The 14,249-nt window shown below is 31.8% G+C and carries 10 protein-coding genes and 1 riboswitch; of the genes, 4 read left to right on the top strand and 6 right to left on the bottom strand.

The features are described 5' to 3' along the window. A partial coding sequence (locus N4T77_RS14670; RefSeq protein WP_261672579.1) for a hypothetical protein occupies window positions 1-831 on the bottom strand: 831 nt, incomplete at its 3' end. Window positions 832-1,163: 332 nt separating this feature from the next. Between N4T77_RS14670 and N4T77_RS14665 the strand changes: the two genes are divergently transcribed. The 3 genes from N4T77_RS14665 to N4T77_RS14655 all read left to right on the top strand — a co-directional run bounded on the left by N4T77_RS14665 (window position 1,164) and on the right by N4T77_RS14655 (window position 4,632). Beyond that, on the top strand, window positions 1,164-1,712 hold the full coding sequence (locus tag N4T77_RS14665) for an MORN repeat-containing protein (RefSeq protein ID WP_261672578.1): 549 nt from the start codon (window positions 1,164-1,166) through the stop codon (window positions 1,710-1,712). A gap of 198 nt (window positions 1,713-1,910) precedes the next feature. Then, window positions 1,911-1,996, top strand: a riboswitch (cyclic di-GMP riboswitch). A gap of 76 nt (window positions 1,997-2,072) precedes the next feature. Next, window positions 2,073-3,077 (top strand): ketoacyl-ACP synthase III, encoded by a 1,005-nt coding sequence (locus tag N4T77_RS14660; protein ID WP_261672577.1) that lies wholly within the window; start codon window positions 2,073-2,075, stop codon window positions 3,075-3,077. Window positions 3,078-3,102: 25 nt separating this feature from the next. Then, a complete protein-coding gene (locus N4T77_RS14655; RefSeq protein WP_261672576.1) occupies window positions 3,103-4,632 on the top strand; it encodes a methyl-accepting chemotaxis protein in 1,530 nt (509 codons plus the stop codon). 165 nt (window positions 4,633-4,797) lie between these two features. On the opposite strand, the gene dmpI is transcribed toward N4T77_RS14655, so the two are convergent. The 5 genes from dmpI to N4T77_RS14630 form a co-directional block, all read right to left on the bottom strand. Then, window positions 4,798-4,983 (bottom strand): 4-oxalocrotonate tautomerase DmpI, encoded by a 186-nt coding sequence (gene dmpI, locus N4T77_RS14650; RefSeq protein ID WP_261672575.1) that lies wholly within the window; start codon window positions 4,981-4,983, stop codon window positions 4,798-4,800. A gap of 158 nt (window positions 4,984-5,141) precedes the next feature. Further along, the gene (mglC, locus tag N4T77_RS14645) at window positions 5,142-6,146 is read right to left on the bottom strand and encodes a galactose/methyl galactoside ABC transporter permease MglC (RefSeq protein WP_261672574.1); all 1,005 of its coding nucleotides are present in this window, start codon (window positions 6,144-6,146) and stop codon (window positions 5,142-5,144) included. Window positions 6,147-6,165: 19 nt separating this feature from the next. Further along, window positions 6,166-7,656, bottom strand: coding sequence for a sugar ABC transporter ATP-binding protein (locus tag N4T77_RS14640; protein WP_261672583.1), 1,491 nt, complete (start codon window positions 7,654-7,656; stop codon window positions 6,166-6,168). 219 nt (window positions 7,657-7,875) lie between these two features. Next, entirely contained in the window at window positions 7,876-8,913 is a 1,038-nt protein-coding gene (locus N4T77_RS14635; RefSeq protein WP_261672573.1) for a galactose ABC transporter substrate-binding protein, read from the bottom strand. 423 nt (window positions 8,914-9,336) lie between these two features. Then, entirely contained in the window at window positions 9,337-11,820 is a 2,484-nt protein-coding gene (locus N4T77_RS14630; protein WP_261672571.1) for a WG repeat-containing protein, read from the bottom strand. Between the two features lie 312 nt (window positions 11,821-12,132). On the opposite strand from N4T77_RS14630, the gene N4T77_RS14625 reads away from it, so the two are divergent. Then, window positions 12,133-14,232, top strand: coding sequence for an MASE3 domain-containing protein (locus N4T77_RS14625; protein WP_261672570.1), 2,100 nt, complete (start codon window positions 12,133-12,135; stop codon window positions 14,230-14,232). Window positions 14,233-14,249: the final 17 nt, after the last annotated feature.

Genomic DNA, 14,249 nt, shown 5'->3' with positions numbered 1-14,249 from the left:
ATTAATATCCTCACTTGTTTCTCCATTTCCATCATACATAAAGGGTGGATCAATCTTAAATACAACTATTGATGTGTCCTTATCATCATAAAATACTATTGAATAGTCTTGCTGAATTTTTGGCACCAAATTTTTTACATTCAAATTAAAAGTAAATACAGGATTATCTACTTTGCTTTTGATTATTAAACTTTCTTTTAAATTATTTGCAATTATTGTGTATTGTAAATCTATATTGGGATACACATTTTGGAATTCTACTGTAGATGAGATGTTTTTTAGAGTTTGTTTATTTAGATTTTCAGTTTCAATGATTTTGTTGCTTTCATCTTGCTGTTGTCTGTATTTAACTTGTTTATCACTGCTTTTGTTTCTAGGTTGATGCTCGTTTTTAGATCTCAACTTTTCTTTACCTTTTACTTTACCATTAGAATTTGAAGCTTTATCAATTCCCCAAGATATTTCATATTTATCTTTTCTAATAGTCACTAATTTCTTATTTTTAACCTTTTTACCAATCTTAATTTTAATGTCATTTTCCCTATTTTCAAATACATCGTTATTTTCTTCGTCTTTACTATCTATTATTGAGTTATCTATATCTTTCCACTGCCCATCACTATAATAGTGAACATTTTCATTATAAATAACTGCTTCAAAGGTTAGATCTTCTTTTAAAAAGTGCTTAACATTCTTTTCTCTTTTTTCTTTAACTTCTCCCACTATTCTTTTCTTTTTTCTTTTAGGATTGATTATTTCAGGTTTTTTAGTTGATTCTGATAGATTAGAATTATTCTGCCTAAGTAGATTAGTCTTTTTATGTTTTCCCATAAAATCCTCCTAAATCAGCACTATTGTATCATCTTATGCTTCTTGAAGGGAATTTGTTACTTTCAATATTAGTTAACTTAGCTCGCTATAATTCTTATTTCTAATATCTTCTTATTCCATTATGTGATAATATTATTCTTACCATTCTATGAAGTGTAAACTAGGAATCCAGGGACGTAGCCGCTCTTTACTCCCTGTTTGCAGAACAGGGAGTATTAGAGCGGGTAGTCATCGGATAAAATGGTTATAATATGAATAGATTTATATTTATAAAACATATAAAAACTACATTTTAGGCCTAACTAGAAAAATACCCAAAGGAGAGATAAAATATGAAGAAATTACAATTAACTAAAGTTGACTTAGACAAGGTAAAGGTAGGTACTCCTCAACCTATAGTTAAGCAGCATATTCATGGCGGAACCTACGTTGGAGATAAGAAAGATGGCAAAATGGAAGGACAGGGAACCTACTATTATAAGGATGGCAGTAAATACGTAGGTCAATGGCACAACAACCAAATGAATGGTCAAGGTACTCTTACCTGGATATCTGGAGAGAAGTATATTGGAGAATGGAAAAATGATGAAAAGCATGGCTATGGAATATATACTTGGCCAGATGGTGAAAAATACATAGGTAACTGGGAAAATGGTGAAAAATCAGGAGAAGGCATTTACATCTGGTCTGATGGCGACACTTATGCAGGAAGCTGGAAAAATGATTTAAGACATGGTGAAGGAGTTCATACCTGGCCAGACGGTGAAAAATACATAGGTCAATGGAAAGATGATAAAAAGGAAGGACAGGGTATGTTTGTCTGCGTTGATGGAGAAGTTATTGTAGGAGAATTTAGCGATGACAGGCTGGTAGAAAAATAAAATAGATTGTCAACTTACTAATAAGGGTAGTTAGGTTTGTGTAAATCACAACCTAACTACCCTTATTTTTACATAATTCATGTTTAATGACATGTATAACACACTTTAGACATAATTTAACAGGTATGTTGAGTTTTATGAAAATTATGGTATAATTAAAACTGTTATTAAAATAGTAGCTTAAACAAATAATAGTTAAACTAAACAAGGCAAACTTATCTAAAGATAAGGACGCAAAGCCATGAGTCTAAAGGATATTTTCCTATGATTGTCAGGTTGCTAGGTTAACGCTGTTTAAAAATCGTATTGCTTAGCATTGCTATTTTTTGTTTTTGCAGCAAGTTATTAGGAGGAGTTACTATGTATAAGAATGTACATATAGTTGGAGTTGGAGCATATCATCCCAACAAACAATTGGACAATCACTATTTTATCGAGCATTTTAAGAAATACCAACTTGAAGATCATGCTGCAGCGCTTATGTCCAAGTTAGGTAGAGAAGTTAGAACACTTGCCGATAATAATGAAACTAGTGTTACTATGGCAGTTAGAGCCTCTAATGAAGCTTTAGTTAATGCAGGATTATCTATATCTGATATTGATATGATTATCTCAGTTTCAGACACCCCTGAATATCTATCACCTTGTTGTGCTCTTTTAATCAAAAATCAGCTTAAAGCAGAGAATGTTTCGTCAGTCTTCGATGTTAACTCTAATTGCATAGGTATGATAACCGGTATGGACATAGCCGCTAGATATCTTAAAACTGACAAAAAATACAAAAGAATATTAGTTGTTGGCTCATTACTAATTAGCAAACTAGCTAGAGAAGATGACATGGTTGCCTTTGGCTGTTCTGCTGACGGCGCAGCTGCATTAGTACTTGAAGCAAAAGAGGAAGAAGAAGAAAGAGGAATTTTAGGTTCTAGAATGTTTACAGATGATTCCTACTATTGGTCTATAACTATGCCAGGATGCGGTATGTCAAATATTCCCAACAGCTGTATTGATTCTGAAGACAAAAAGATGTTTTGGAAACCCTTTGATTTTAGTTTTCTTTCGGAAAAATGGAGTGAAACAATTATAGAACTTTTACAAGATCATGGATACAAACCAGAGAACGTTAACCATTATTTTATGTCACAATTTTCACGAGTAGATCTTGAGTTAACCTTAGACAAGCTTCATGCCGATATAAGTAAAGCAACCTTCATTGGAAACAAATATGGATATACTGGGTGTACAAGCCCCATTATGGCTTTAGATGACAGATTAAAATATAAAAAATTTGATAGAGATGATATAGTTATATTCTGCTCAGTGGCCTCCGGATATAGTATAGGAACTCTATTGTACAAATGGTAGTAATTTCAAGGAGTTGAATAATAATATGCAAATTGATTCAAACACTATAGTTAAATATCAAGAGCAAACATTAAAATTCGTTATAGTTATCTACTCTATAAGTGCATTAATAGCAGGATCAATGTTTGCTATAATGAAACTAATAGGTTTATATAATGAAGTTAGTTGGACTTATTTAATCATACTATTCTTTCTAGGTATTCTTGAAATAGTTGTTCTCAATGTTATGTATAGGCAGGCAATTGCAGATAAAAAGCTTAACAATAAAGTCTTTAAAGATCTAAAAATGGTTATCCTTGCAGCCTCTTATATAAATTACATATATATGGGTTTTATAATTCCATCTAGAGAACTTTGGGTAACAGTATTCTATTTTATCATACTAGGTTCCCTATTTTTAGATAATAAGATGAATATAATTTCTATTATATTAAGTGTTATCTCTGAAATTATATTGTTCACTACAAACCCTCATACATTGCCAGATCAGTTCTTTTTAAGGGAGTTGATTCTTAGAGTAATCTCTATATCCCTAGTTTCCTTTGCTATTATAGCTTTTACATCTTTTTCATCCAGACTGCTAAATTCTATTGAAAAAAGCGAAGAGGAACTAAAGAAGAATAACGAAAATATACGTAATTTATTTGATAAAACTACCGAGTTTGCTAAATGCTTGCTAAGCTCAAGTGAAACATTAGCTGCTATAGCTACGGAAGAAAGTAAAGCTATGGAAGAAATATCAAACACTACTCAAACAATTTCTGAAGATGCAGATAAACTGTTAAATAACTCTACTGAAAATACTAGAGTACTCAATGAACTTTTAAACGCAAATGAATCTATCTCAATTAAAGCCAAGGATACTGAAAGTAATTCTACAAATCTCATTCATTTATCTAATCAAAATGAAGAAGCATTAACTGAAACTCTAAATATTATAAGCAGCATAAAAGACAGTGTAGAAAATACCTTTGACGCTACAAAGATACTAGAAGAAAAGTCTCAACAAATCGATGATATACTCTTTATAATAAGAGAAATATCTGAACAAACTAATCTTCTTGCGTTAAATGCATCAATTGAGGCCGCAAGAGCAGGCCAGCTTGGAAAAGGTTTTGCAGTTGTTGCAGATGAAATCAGAATTCTTGCTGAAAATACAAGGAATTCCCTAAACGATGTAGCTCTAATTACTAATGAATTTAAAGAAAGAGTTATTCAAGTAGAGCATCTCATGACTGAGAATACTGAAAAGATAAACAATGGAGATGCTATTATAAACAATGCTGTTGACAACATTAGGATTATGCTAACTGGGTTAAAGGATTCTGGAAAAAATATAAAAGAAATAAGTAAGTTAACTAATACTCTTCTATTAGAAACTGAAAATGTTGTTACTTTTAATTGCAATATTTCTGACACCACAAAGGAAGCTATAAATAATTTTAATTTAGTTAGCAAGTCTATAAGCCAAAACCTAGCTGTAAGCGAGGAGTTAACCAGCAGTGCCGAGAGTTTAAAAAATATTGCTGTTGAAATGAATAAATTAATTTCCTAAAATAGTAATTTTGTAAACATACCTCTTGTAATTTTTTAACTCTTATTTTTATCAATAGATAGAAGTGTAAAATATAATTAACCATGAAAAAGTCTCCTGTAATTGACTTTATCCCAAGTCTGACTACAGGAGATTACTTTTATACTTTAAGCTGTAACAGTATAGTTACTTATGTTCAGATAACTGTACTCCGCCCACACCTACATTATCAGCATCATACTCATCAATAAGTACAACAAAAGCTTGTTTAGGTATATTAGTTATATCACTTAATGTTTCTGAAACCCTTTCTATTACTTCCTTTTTCTTTTCCTTAGTAAGTTTTGATATTCCTACTTTTACAACTGGCATAATATCACTCCTTAGTATATTTAGTGCAATAATCACTACACCAATTTATTTTTTCTATCTATTTATGTTGTAGATATTCTTATTTTACCTTATATAAAGGATATCATTCAATAATGCACTTTTTTGTAGTATAGTACCCTTGTTGATACTAATTTCTCTTACTTTTTAGCTATATATTTTCTAATATCAAAAGCCACTGCAGAAACAATTATAAGACCTTTTATAATAAGCTGCCAGTAAGGACTTACCCCTATAAAAGTTAATCCATAGTTTATTACACTAAATATAAGTACACCTACTACAATTCCTGGAACTGTACCAACACCTCCAGATACTGACCACCCTCCAACAACACAGGCTGCTATTGCATCCATTTCATACATGTTACCATAATTGTTAGTTGCTCCACCAGTTCTCGCAGCCTCAAGAACACCAGCAATACCATAGAGTGTGCCGGCAATGATATATAGCCATAACAAACTACTTTTTACATTTATACCAGAAACTATTGCTGCATCCTTGTTTCCTCCTATTGCATACAGATTTTTTCCTAGTCTTGTTTTGTTTAACACTATCCATATCACTAATACTGTTATAATAGCAATTATTAATATATAGGGAATCCCAAATAAAGAACCTGTCCCAAGTTCTGAAAAATCCTTTCTTAATCCTCCTATAGGTTGTGAATTATTCGGAGGAAGATCAAAATAAATAGAGTTTGCTCCATATACAATAACCATTGTACCTAAGGTTGCTATAAAAGGCGGTACTTGAAACCTCGATACAACAAAACCATTTAAAACACCTACTGCAAGTCCCGCTGCTACAGCGATTAGAATTGGTAATATAAGCGGAAGATGAGGTAAATTAGGATAAAATCTATTTGTATATGCAGGTGATTGAAGCATGGAAGCAGAAATAACTGCTGAAAAACCAACTACACGACCAGCGGAAAGATCTGCACCACCAGTTAATATTATAAATGCAGCTCCTAAAGCAATAATTACTCTTGTAGAACTCTGAATCAGAATATCTCGAAGACAACTTACTGATAAGAAACGAGGATCTTTTACAGCAATACCTAATATTAATACTACTAAAACTATGTAAATTGCATTCTGTTTAATAAAACCAAATACCTTTTTTCTATCTAAATCAGCCATTTATAGAAACCTCCCCATTTTACACCATATACTTACTTGCAAGGGTCATTATTTTTTCTTCTGTAGCAGTTTTTCCATCGATTATCCCTGCAAGTTTTCCTTCGCACATAACCATTATTCTATCAGACATACCTAAAAGTTCAGGCATTTCCGAAGATATCATCACAATACTTTTACCTTGCTTTGCTAACTCTACTATTATTGTATATATTTCATATTTTGCACCTACATCAATACCACGAGTAGGTTCATCAAGAATCAATATATCTGGTTCTGTAAGAAGCCATCTAGCAAGAAGTACTTTTTGCTGATTTCCCCCTGATAAGTCTTTAATTAATGTTTTAAAAGAAGGAGTTTTAGTCCTAAACTTTTTTATCCCCTCCTCTGTATCTTCTCTTCTTTTTTTGTCATTAAGTAATCCAATCTTATTTCTATAGTTATCTACATTTGCTACTACTGTATTTTCAAGAACGGACAACACAGGAAATATACCTGTTGCTCTACGTTCTTCAGTAAGTAATGCGATTTTATATTTTTTTGCATCAATGGGAGACTTTATATTAACTTCCTTACCATTTATAAAAATCTTCCCAGATTCTATGCTTCTAAGTCCAAAAACTGCCTCCCAAAACTCTGTACGTTGAGCTCCAACAAGCCCCCCTACCCCCAATATCTCTCCTTTTTTAAGCTCAACAGATACATTTTTAAAGGATTTGGGGAATATGGATGTAACTCCTTCTATTTTTAATACTACTTCACCAGGTTTATTATCCTTCTCCGGAAATCTATTTGTAAGGTCTCTGCCAACCATTTTAGATATTATAATATCTGTGGTAAGTTCTGATGCGTTCCAAGACCCAACCTTTTTTCCATCTCTCATTATGGTTACTTCATCTGATATTTTAAGTATCTCTTCAATTTTGTGAGATATATAAATTATCGCAACACCCTTTTTCTTTAAATCATTTATAATTTTAAAAAGGTGCTCTACCTCATTCTCCGTTAATGATGAGGTTGGCTCGTCCATAATTATAACTTTTGCCTTATAAGAAACAGCCTTTGCTATTTCCATTTGTTGTACCACAGATACTGATAAGTTGCCAACTACGGTGTTAGGATTAATATCCATATCTAAGCTTTTAAAAAGCTCTTCAGTATCCTTATACATTTGTTTTTCATCTACCAATTTAAATAATCCATAGTTTTTCATAGGAAATCTTCCAAGCCACATATTCTCCATTACATTTCTAAATTTAACAGGGTGAAGTTCTTGGTGAATCATTGCAATTCCTAAGTCCAGTGCATCCTTTGAACTATTTGTCAATACCTTTTCACCATTTAACAATATATCACCGGAATCCTGTTTATATATTCCGAAAAGACATTTCATAAGTGTAGACTTTCCAGCACCATTTTCTCCCATCAATGCATGTACAGAGCCTGCACGAACCTTAAGGGTTACATTATCTAATGCCTTTACACCAGGAAACTCCTTTGAGATGTTATTCATTTCCAGTAGATATTTATCTTCATTCACTCTACCGCCTCCTGTAGTTCTTTAATTTGCCAAAGAAAAGAAGTGATAACTTTTTCACCTACTAAAACATAAACTTTTCTATATAGACCAGAATAAATCTACTTGCTTATAATCAGAAAACAAGGTAGTAGCAGAAAATCACACTACACCTTGTTTTTATCTTCACAATATTTTAGCTTGTAATATTAATCCTTATTTAGCGTCATTCATATTGTCTTTAGTTATTGGTTTATAGTTTATCCAAATATATTTTCCATCAGTTATATCATAACCTATATTTTCCTTGCTTGGAGTTTGTCCTTTTGCAAGTACTTCTGAAACTTTAAATGTAGCAATACCTTGATTTTTAGCATCATTAAGTACTGTTCCTAGCATAGTTCCGTCTCCAATTGCTTGTAATCCTGGTGCAGTAGCATCAACTCCAACTACTGGAACATATTTATCTCCTTTAAAATATCCACCAGCTTTTAAAGCTTCTATTGCTCCAAGAGCCATATCGTCATTATTAGCAAATACTGCTTCTATTTTGTCTCCATTTGAAGCTAAGAATGCAGCCATTTTTTCCTGTCCTTTTACACGATCCCACATAGCTGTATCTTCAGCAAGCTTTTGTGTCTTTAATCCTGCATCTTCTACTGCTTTTATTGAATATTTTGTACGTAATTCAGCATCTTGATGTCCTGGTTCACCCTTTAACATTACATATTGGATAACTCCATCCTTGTTTTTATCTGCTTCTGGATGAGCCTTCCAGTACTTAGCTATAAGTTCTCCTTGCATTGTTCCAGATTGCTCTGCCTTTGCACCTACATAGTAAACCTTATCCCATTTTTTCATGTCTTCTGGTAAAGGCTCACGGTTAAAAAATACTACTGGTATATTAGCTTTCTGTGCTTTATCAATAATTACACCTGCAGCAGTACGATCAACAGGGTTTATTTCTAAGCTTTTAACCTTCTTTGTTATAAAGAGGTCAACCTTATCATTTTGTGTAGTCTGTGAATTTTGGCTATCTACTATTTCTACATTAGCCTTGTCCTTTGCAGCCTCAGAAATGGCATTACGAACTCCAGTCATAAAAGTGTCATCGAATTTATAGATAGCGCATCCTATGGATGGCTTCTCACTTTTATTTTCTGTGGAACTGCTTGTTTGTTGAGATGAACTACATCCTGTAAATCCGGTAGCTAATGCTGCTGCCAATACTACCATTGAAATTACTTTTTTCATAAAAAGTACCCCCTAAGTATTTAAAATTTTAATATATTAATATTACAAGCCAAGCTAGTATCATAAAATATTTTTACGAAATTAACCTAGCTGGTAATATTTAACCTTAAAGCATTAATATTTATTAACAATAATTATGTAAACCTAATTAACTAGGGTCTTTTCCATATACTTTAATTTATTTTAGTTCTTAAAAATTTATTACATATATTGAAATATTTTATTATTTTGCGCTATTTACACTTTTCTGAAAAGAGACTAAATATATTATTCTATAAAATTCCTTAAATTCCTTCATGTTACATGATAATAATCCCAATAAACAGAAATTTTTATAACAAGTTCTGTTAACTCTAAGCCGTAACATAATAAAAACTATTGTAAAGTCTAGGATTTTACTACCTAAACTTTACAATAGTTTACCTAATTAAAAGATCTCCAAAAGTCACCGTTAGTGTCGATAATATTCATGATATCCTTAAAATCTATTTTAAAGGTTGGCGTGCCTGCAACATATGGTGCGATTTCATAAACATTAAAATAAATATAAAGAGCATCGTCCTTTATATAAAAAGGTTGGTCCTCCTTAATTCCCTTGTAACTGTCTAACCAAACGTATTCATACTGTTTATCATTTTTTATTTTATATTCTATAATATCACTTAACACTTTCACATAGTTACTATTCTTTTTGAACAAATCTTTAAGCTGATAAAATACTCCTGTTACTAAATCAACATTAGCATAAACTCTAGTTGGCATTCCATGAGCTGCACCAAAGTAATATTGGTATCCCACAAGCTCTAAAACTAATAAATTCTTTCTGAAAAATTCAACGGAAAAGTCCCCAGTGTAACTATATTCAAGTTGTATGTCACCATCAATAGGTTTAACCTGCGATAACTCTTTTAACTTGATATTCACCTTTTTTTGTCTTTGTTTATTTTTCATACCTTCAACTTGTGGATAGTACACCAGGTAATCCTTATTTGGTTTATATTTTTCTTCCTTTACAGCATACTGATTATTCAATGGAATTACAGTATTTTGCTTAAATATAACTTTTCCCATTTTGCTATAGTAGGATAACCTCTGGTCAACCTCTGCTCTAATCAAGTCTCCTTCAAAGGATAGTACTCCACTTCCCTCTACTTTAGGAAGGCCTTTAGCTGCCATTCCTGTTCTATCAATAAAAAATGTATATTTACTATCATAGGCGGAGGCAAATCCACTGCTATAATTTGATACACCGTAGTAAATAAAATCAGTAAGAAGTTTACCATCAGCATTTGCAATAGCATATTTTGAACCTATACGTGGATTTTCTTTACTAATAGCTATTCCCAGAGAGATCATACTTTCTCCTAGCAAATTCACATCGTTATACCTAGGCATAATTATAAAATTGCCTCTTCTGTCAATGACACCATAACTGTTACCATAATCTTCAGCAACATTAACCACTGCTCTACCTTCATTAAAAGGCTGTACACTGGTGTATCTAGTTGGTATGACCACATTTCCACTTTCATCTATATAACCATACTTACCTTCTTCATTTTCCTTGAATGCTAAAAGGCCTTCATTTAATTGTCCTACAAAGGCATATTTATAAGTATTTAGCTTTTGTCCTTTAGTATTTATAAGTGCATATTCTCCTTCATCTATTTTAACAACAGCCTTACCATTTTTAAAATCACCTGCATCTTTATAATTTAAGGATATTGCTTCATTACCTTCTTTATCTAGGTATCCATATAGCCATTGTCCCTCTGTATTAGTTCTTACTGCTATTATCATTCCTTCGCTGTAGCTTCCTATAAATGAGTAGGATTTTTTAGTTAACTCAATTCCTTTTTCATCAATTACCTTAAAGCCGCTACTGTCTACCACTGATGCCCTACCTTCTGAAAATTGATTTATAGTATCATACTTAGGCTGGATAACATACTTTCCTGTCTCATCAATAACCCCATAAAGGTTGTTTTCTTGAACAATTGCAAGATTATTATCCTGGAAACTATATGCATTAGTATAAATAGGCTTAATTATAAAATCACCATTATTGCTTATAAATCCCCATTTTACACCACCTATAGTTTTTACAGATGCTGGGTATAACTTTATACTTCTATTTTGTAACTTTTCTAATATTTTTCTTTCTAGTTTAATTAGATCATCCTCAGAAGGGTATTCATATTTAAATTTCATAACTAACTTCATAGCCATATGGACAGATCTTAAAGCTTTTTCCGGCATTTCAGCCTTTAACTGAGCATCTGCAAGATAGTACCAGTAAAAGGCAGCCTCCGGTAATTCCTTTACCCTATTTTCATAGTATGAGACCACTTTTTTAAAATAATAAGGATATACATCTAAAGCTTGAACTAATTTTTTACCATCCCATCTAAGAACTTCAACTTTATATGCCTTTCCCGTATCCTTCTTCCACAATGCTATTTCTGCTTTTCCATCTTTGACATTGTCTCCCACCATGTCTTTAACCTGGATTTTACTATAAGGTATATCTTCATTGAGTATGTTTTTAAGCCCCTTTTCTGTCCATTGAAAAATGTCAAGCTCAGCCCAGATGGCCCCCACTTGCCATCCTATTATTAGATTATTAGTTTGTTTATCTTCAACCTTGTTAGCATTTAGATAGTTTATATCGTAGCCCTTACCTTTAATGCTAGCAGCTACACACCATACATCTTTGTAGTTTTTTATTATAACAACATAACATTCACCCTTTAACTTATAGGCTGCAATTATTTCTGACTTTTTATCTCCATCTAAGTCTGCTGTGATTATTGCCAATCTTTTATAGGGTTTTTTAAACCATAAAAGCTCTGCCATAGGTGGCAAAAAATTTTTGACAAAATTACTTAAACAAGTTTCGCAGTACATTATTATGATTCTCCTATTTATTACTCTTAGGGATATTATATGAATGCTGTCTATATATGTGTGACAAATTGATAAATAAATTAATTGTTTTTCAATTTTTGCTCTTAAACAATTTTCCCTAGAAACTCCGAAGTTTATCTCTTAGTGATGAGTAAACATTCGGTTTCTGTCGTTTTTTCATTAATGAAAAATATAGAAAAAAAGTATATAGTATACTATAATATTAGAATAGGTGACAAATATTGTATTATTAACAAAATAATATAATAAACTGTATAATTTAGGTTTATTGTGTTGCAGGAGGAATGCTATATGGAGCAACAAATTGTCTCTAAATTCAACAAGTGTAATTTATTAAATACAAAGTCAAATATAGTTACATACTTATTCGGAATTATTTTATGTATTACAGCTTCCCTCTTTATAGCACCAAAGAACTACTCATTATTTCATAGTACAATGATGTTTACTGGTATAATAGTACGATTTTCAGTGCTTTTATTTGCACTTAATACCTACGATATTTTGAAAAATGATTTTCTACTGGTACTAGGTATAGGCTACGGTTTCGTAGGCAGCCTTGATATCCTCTATACCATTGCTTACTGCCAAGCTAAAGCCTTAGGCTTCTCTCATACAAACCTAACTTCTCAGTTATGGGCCTCTGCTAGATTTTTAGGATCTGTTGCAACTTTAATAGCTAGCATAATTTTATATAAAGATTTTAAGAAGTTAAAAATAAATCTATTCTTTTATGGATACTTTATTGTAACCTTTTTCATATTAATATCTATATACTATTTGAGAATATTTCCTAATGTATACATTACGAATAAGGGCTTCACCGCTTTTAATACCTATACAAGGAACATAACCTGCTTCATTTTTCTATGCAGTATGGTACTATTTTTTAAAGCAAGACACAAATCAAATAGAGAAATGATTGTATTTATGGAACTTTCAGTTGGCCTTAGAATTTTAAGCGAACTTATGTTTTCTATTTTCACTAATCCTTATGGTATTGTTCATATAACTGCCTTTGTTCTAAGGGCACTTTCCTTCTACTTACTTTATAAAGCGGTTATACAAATAGGCTTAAAGAAACCATATAGAAAATTATACAGTGATTTCATAGAAACTCGCGAAAAATTGTTTAACGAAAACAATCAAAAAAGGCTATTGGAAGAGGCATTTTTAAAGAATGACGAATGCTACCAGCTTCTAATTGAACATTCTCATGATGCTATCATGATATATGCAGAAAATAGAATTATTTTTGCAAACGACACTGCCTCCAGACTTGTAGGCTTTGAAAATAGTAATGATCTTATTGGACTGGCTGTTACAAATTTCTTACATGAAGATGAAAAGATGAATTTTAAAAATTCCATTAATAAAATAATCTCAGAAAAAAATATCTCTTATTCTTATGAATCTAAAATTTTAACTAAAGAAGGGACTTCTATTGACATTGAAGGCCGCGCAACTTACATTATCTATGGTGGCAAAACTGCCATATTGGACATTATGAGAGATATTAGCTCTGATAAACAAGTTGAAATACTAAAAAAGGATATAGTGGAAAATCAACGTATACTAAAGGAAACTCTAGAATTTAATAAAGTACTTACTGAACACTTCGCTAACATATCTCATGAACTTAGAACACCCTTAAATGTAATACTAGGTGCTGTACAAATACTTCCTATATATACCAAGGATGTATCTTCTGCTAACTTAGTTAAGGTGAGAAATTATTTGAAGACTATGAAGCAGAACTGCTATAGGCTTTTAAGACTAGTAAATAATTTTATAGACTTATCTAGAATAGATTCTGGTTTTTTTACCTTGAATTTAAAAAATCATAATATAATTAGTGTAATTGAAGATATTACTATATCCGTAGCAGAATATGTAGAAAGTAAAGGTATAACCCTTATATTTGACACAGATATAGAAGAAAAATTTATGAGCTTTGATGCTGACAAAATAGAGCGGATAATGTTAAATCTATTATCCAATGCTATAAAATTTACAACCTCTGGAGATGAAATAAACGTAATAATATCCGATAATGGTGAGAGTATAAGTATATCTGTGAAAGATACCGGTCCTGGTATCCCCGAGGATAAGCTAGAAATCATCTTTGAAAGGTTTAGACAGGTTGATAAATCTCTTTCTAGACGAAGTGAGGGCAGTGGGATTGGTCTTTCTCTTGTAAAAGCACTTGTTGAGCTTCACGGAGGAGAGGTATCCGTAAGGAGTTCTATAGGAGTGGGTACTGAGTTTATAGTAGAGCTTCCTGTAAAAATAGTAGAAGGTCAAGCTAAAAACATAAAGGAGATACATACCAAATCCAAAATCGAGAGAATTGACATTGAATTCTCCGATATATATTCTTTAAATAGCTAATTAAAAGCAAATTATAT

The organism is Clostridium sp. CX1, assembly GCF_025398335.1.
In the GTDB taxonomy this organism is placed as follows: Bacteria; Bacillota; Clostridia; order Clostridiales; family Clostridiaceae; genus Clostridium_AM; species Clostridium_AM tanneri.
This window is presented reverse-complemented; position numbering and strand designations above follow the sequence as displayed.

Excerpts from the sequence above, each read along its gene's own strand:
- N4T77_RS14660 (WP_261672577.1), top strand. The coding sequence starts at position 2,073 with ATGTATAAGAATGTACATATAGTTGGAGTTGGAGCATATCATCCCAAC.
- dmpI (WP_261672575.1), bottom strand. The coding sequence starts at position 4,983 with ATGCCAGTTGTAAAAGTAGGAATATCAAAACTTACTAAGGAAAAGAAA.
- N4T77_RS14625 (WP_261672570.1), top strand. The coding sequence starts at position 12,133 with ATGGAGCAACAAATTGTCTCTAAATTCAACAAGTGTAATTTATTAAAT.
- N4T77_RS14640 (WP_261672583.1), bottom strand. The coding sequence starts at position 7,656 with ATGAATAACATCTCAAAGGAGTTTCCTGGTGTAAAGGCATTAGATAAT.
- N4T77_RS14630 (WP_261672571.1), bottom strand. The coding sequence starts at position 11,820 with ATGTACTGCGAAACTTGTTTAAGTAATTTTGTCAAAAATTTTTTGCCA.
- mglC (WP_261672574.1), bottom strand. The coding sequence starts at position 6,146 with ATGGCTGATTTAGATAGAAAAAAGGTATTTGGTTTTATTAAACAGAAT.
- N4T77_RS14665 (WP_261672578.1), top strand. The coding sequence starts at position 1,164 with ATGAAGAAATTACAATTAACTAAAGTTGACTTAGACAAGGTAAAGGTA.
- N4T77_RS14655 (WP_261672576.1), top strand. The coding sequence starts at position 3,103 with ATGCAAATTGATTCAAACACTATAGTTAAATATCAAGAGCAAACATTA.
- N4T77_RS14635 (WP_261672573.1), bottom strand. The coding sequence starts at position 8,913 with ATGAAAAAAGTAATTTCAATGGTAGTATTGGCAGCAGCATTAGCTACC.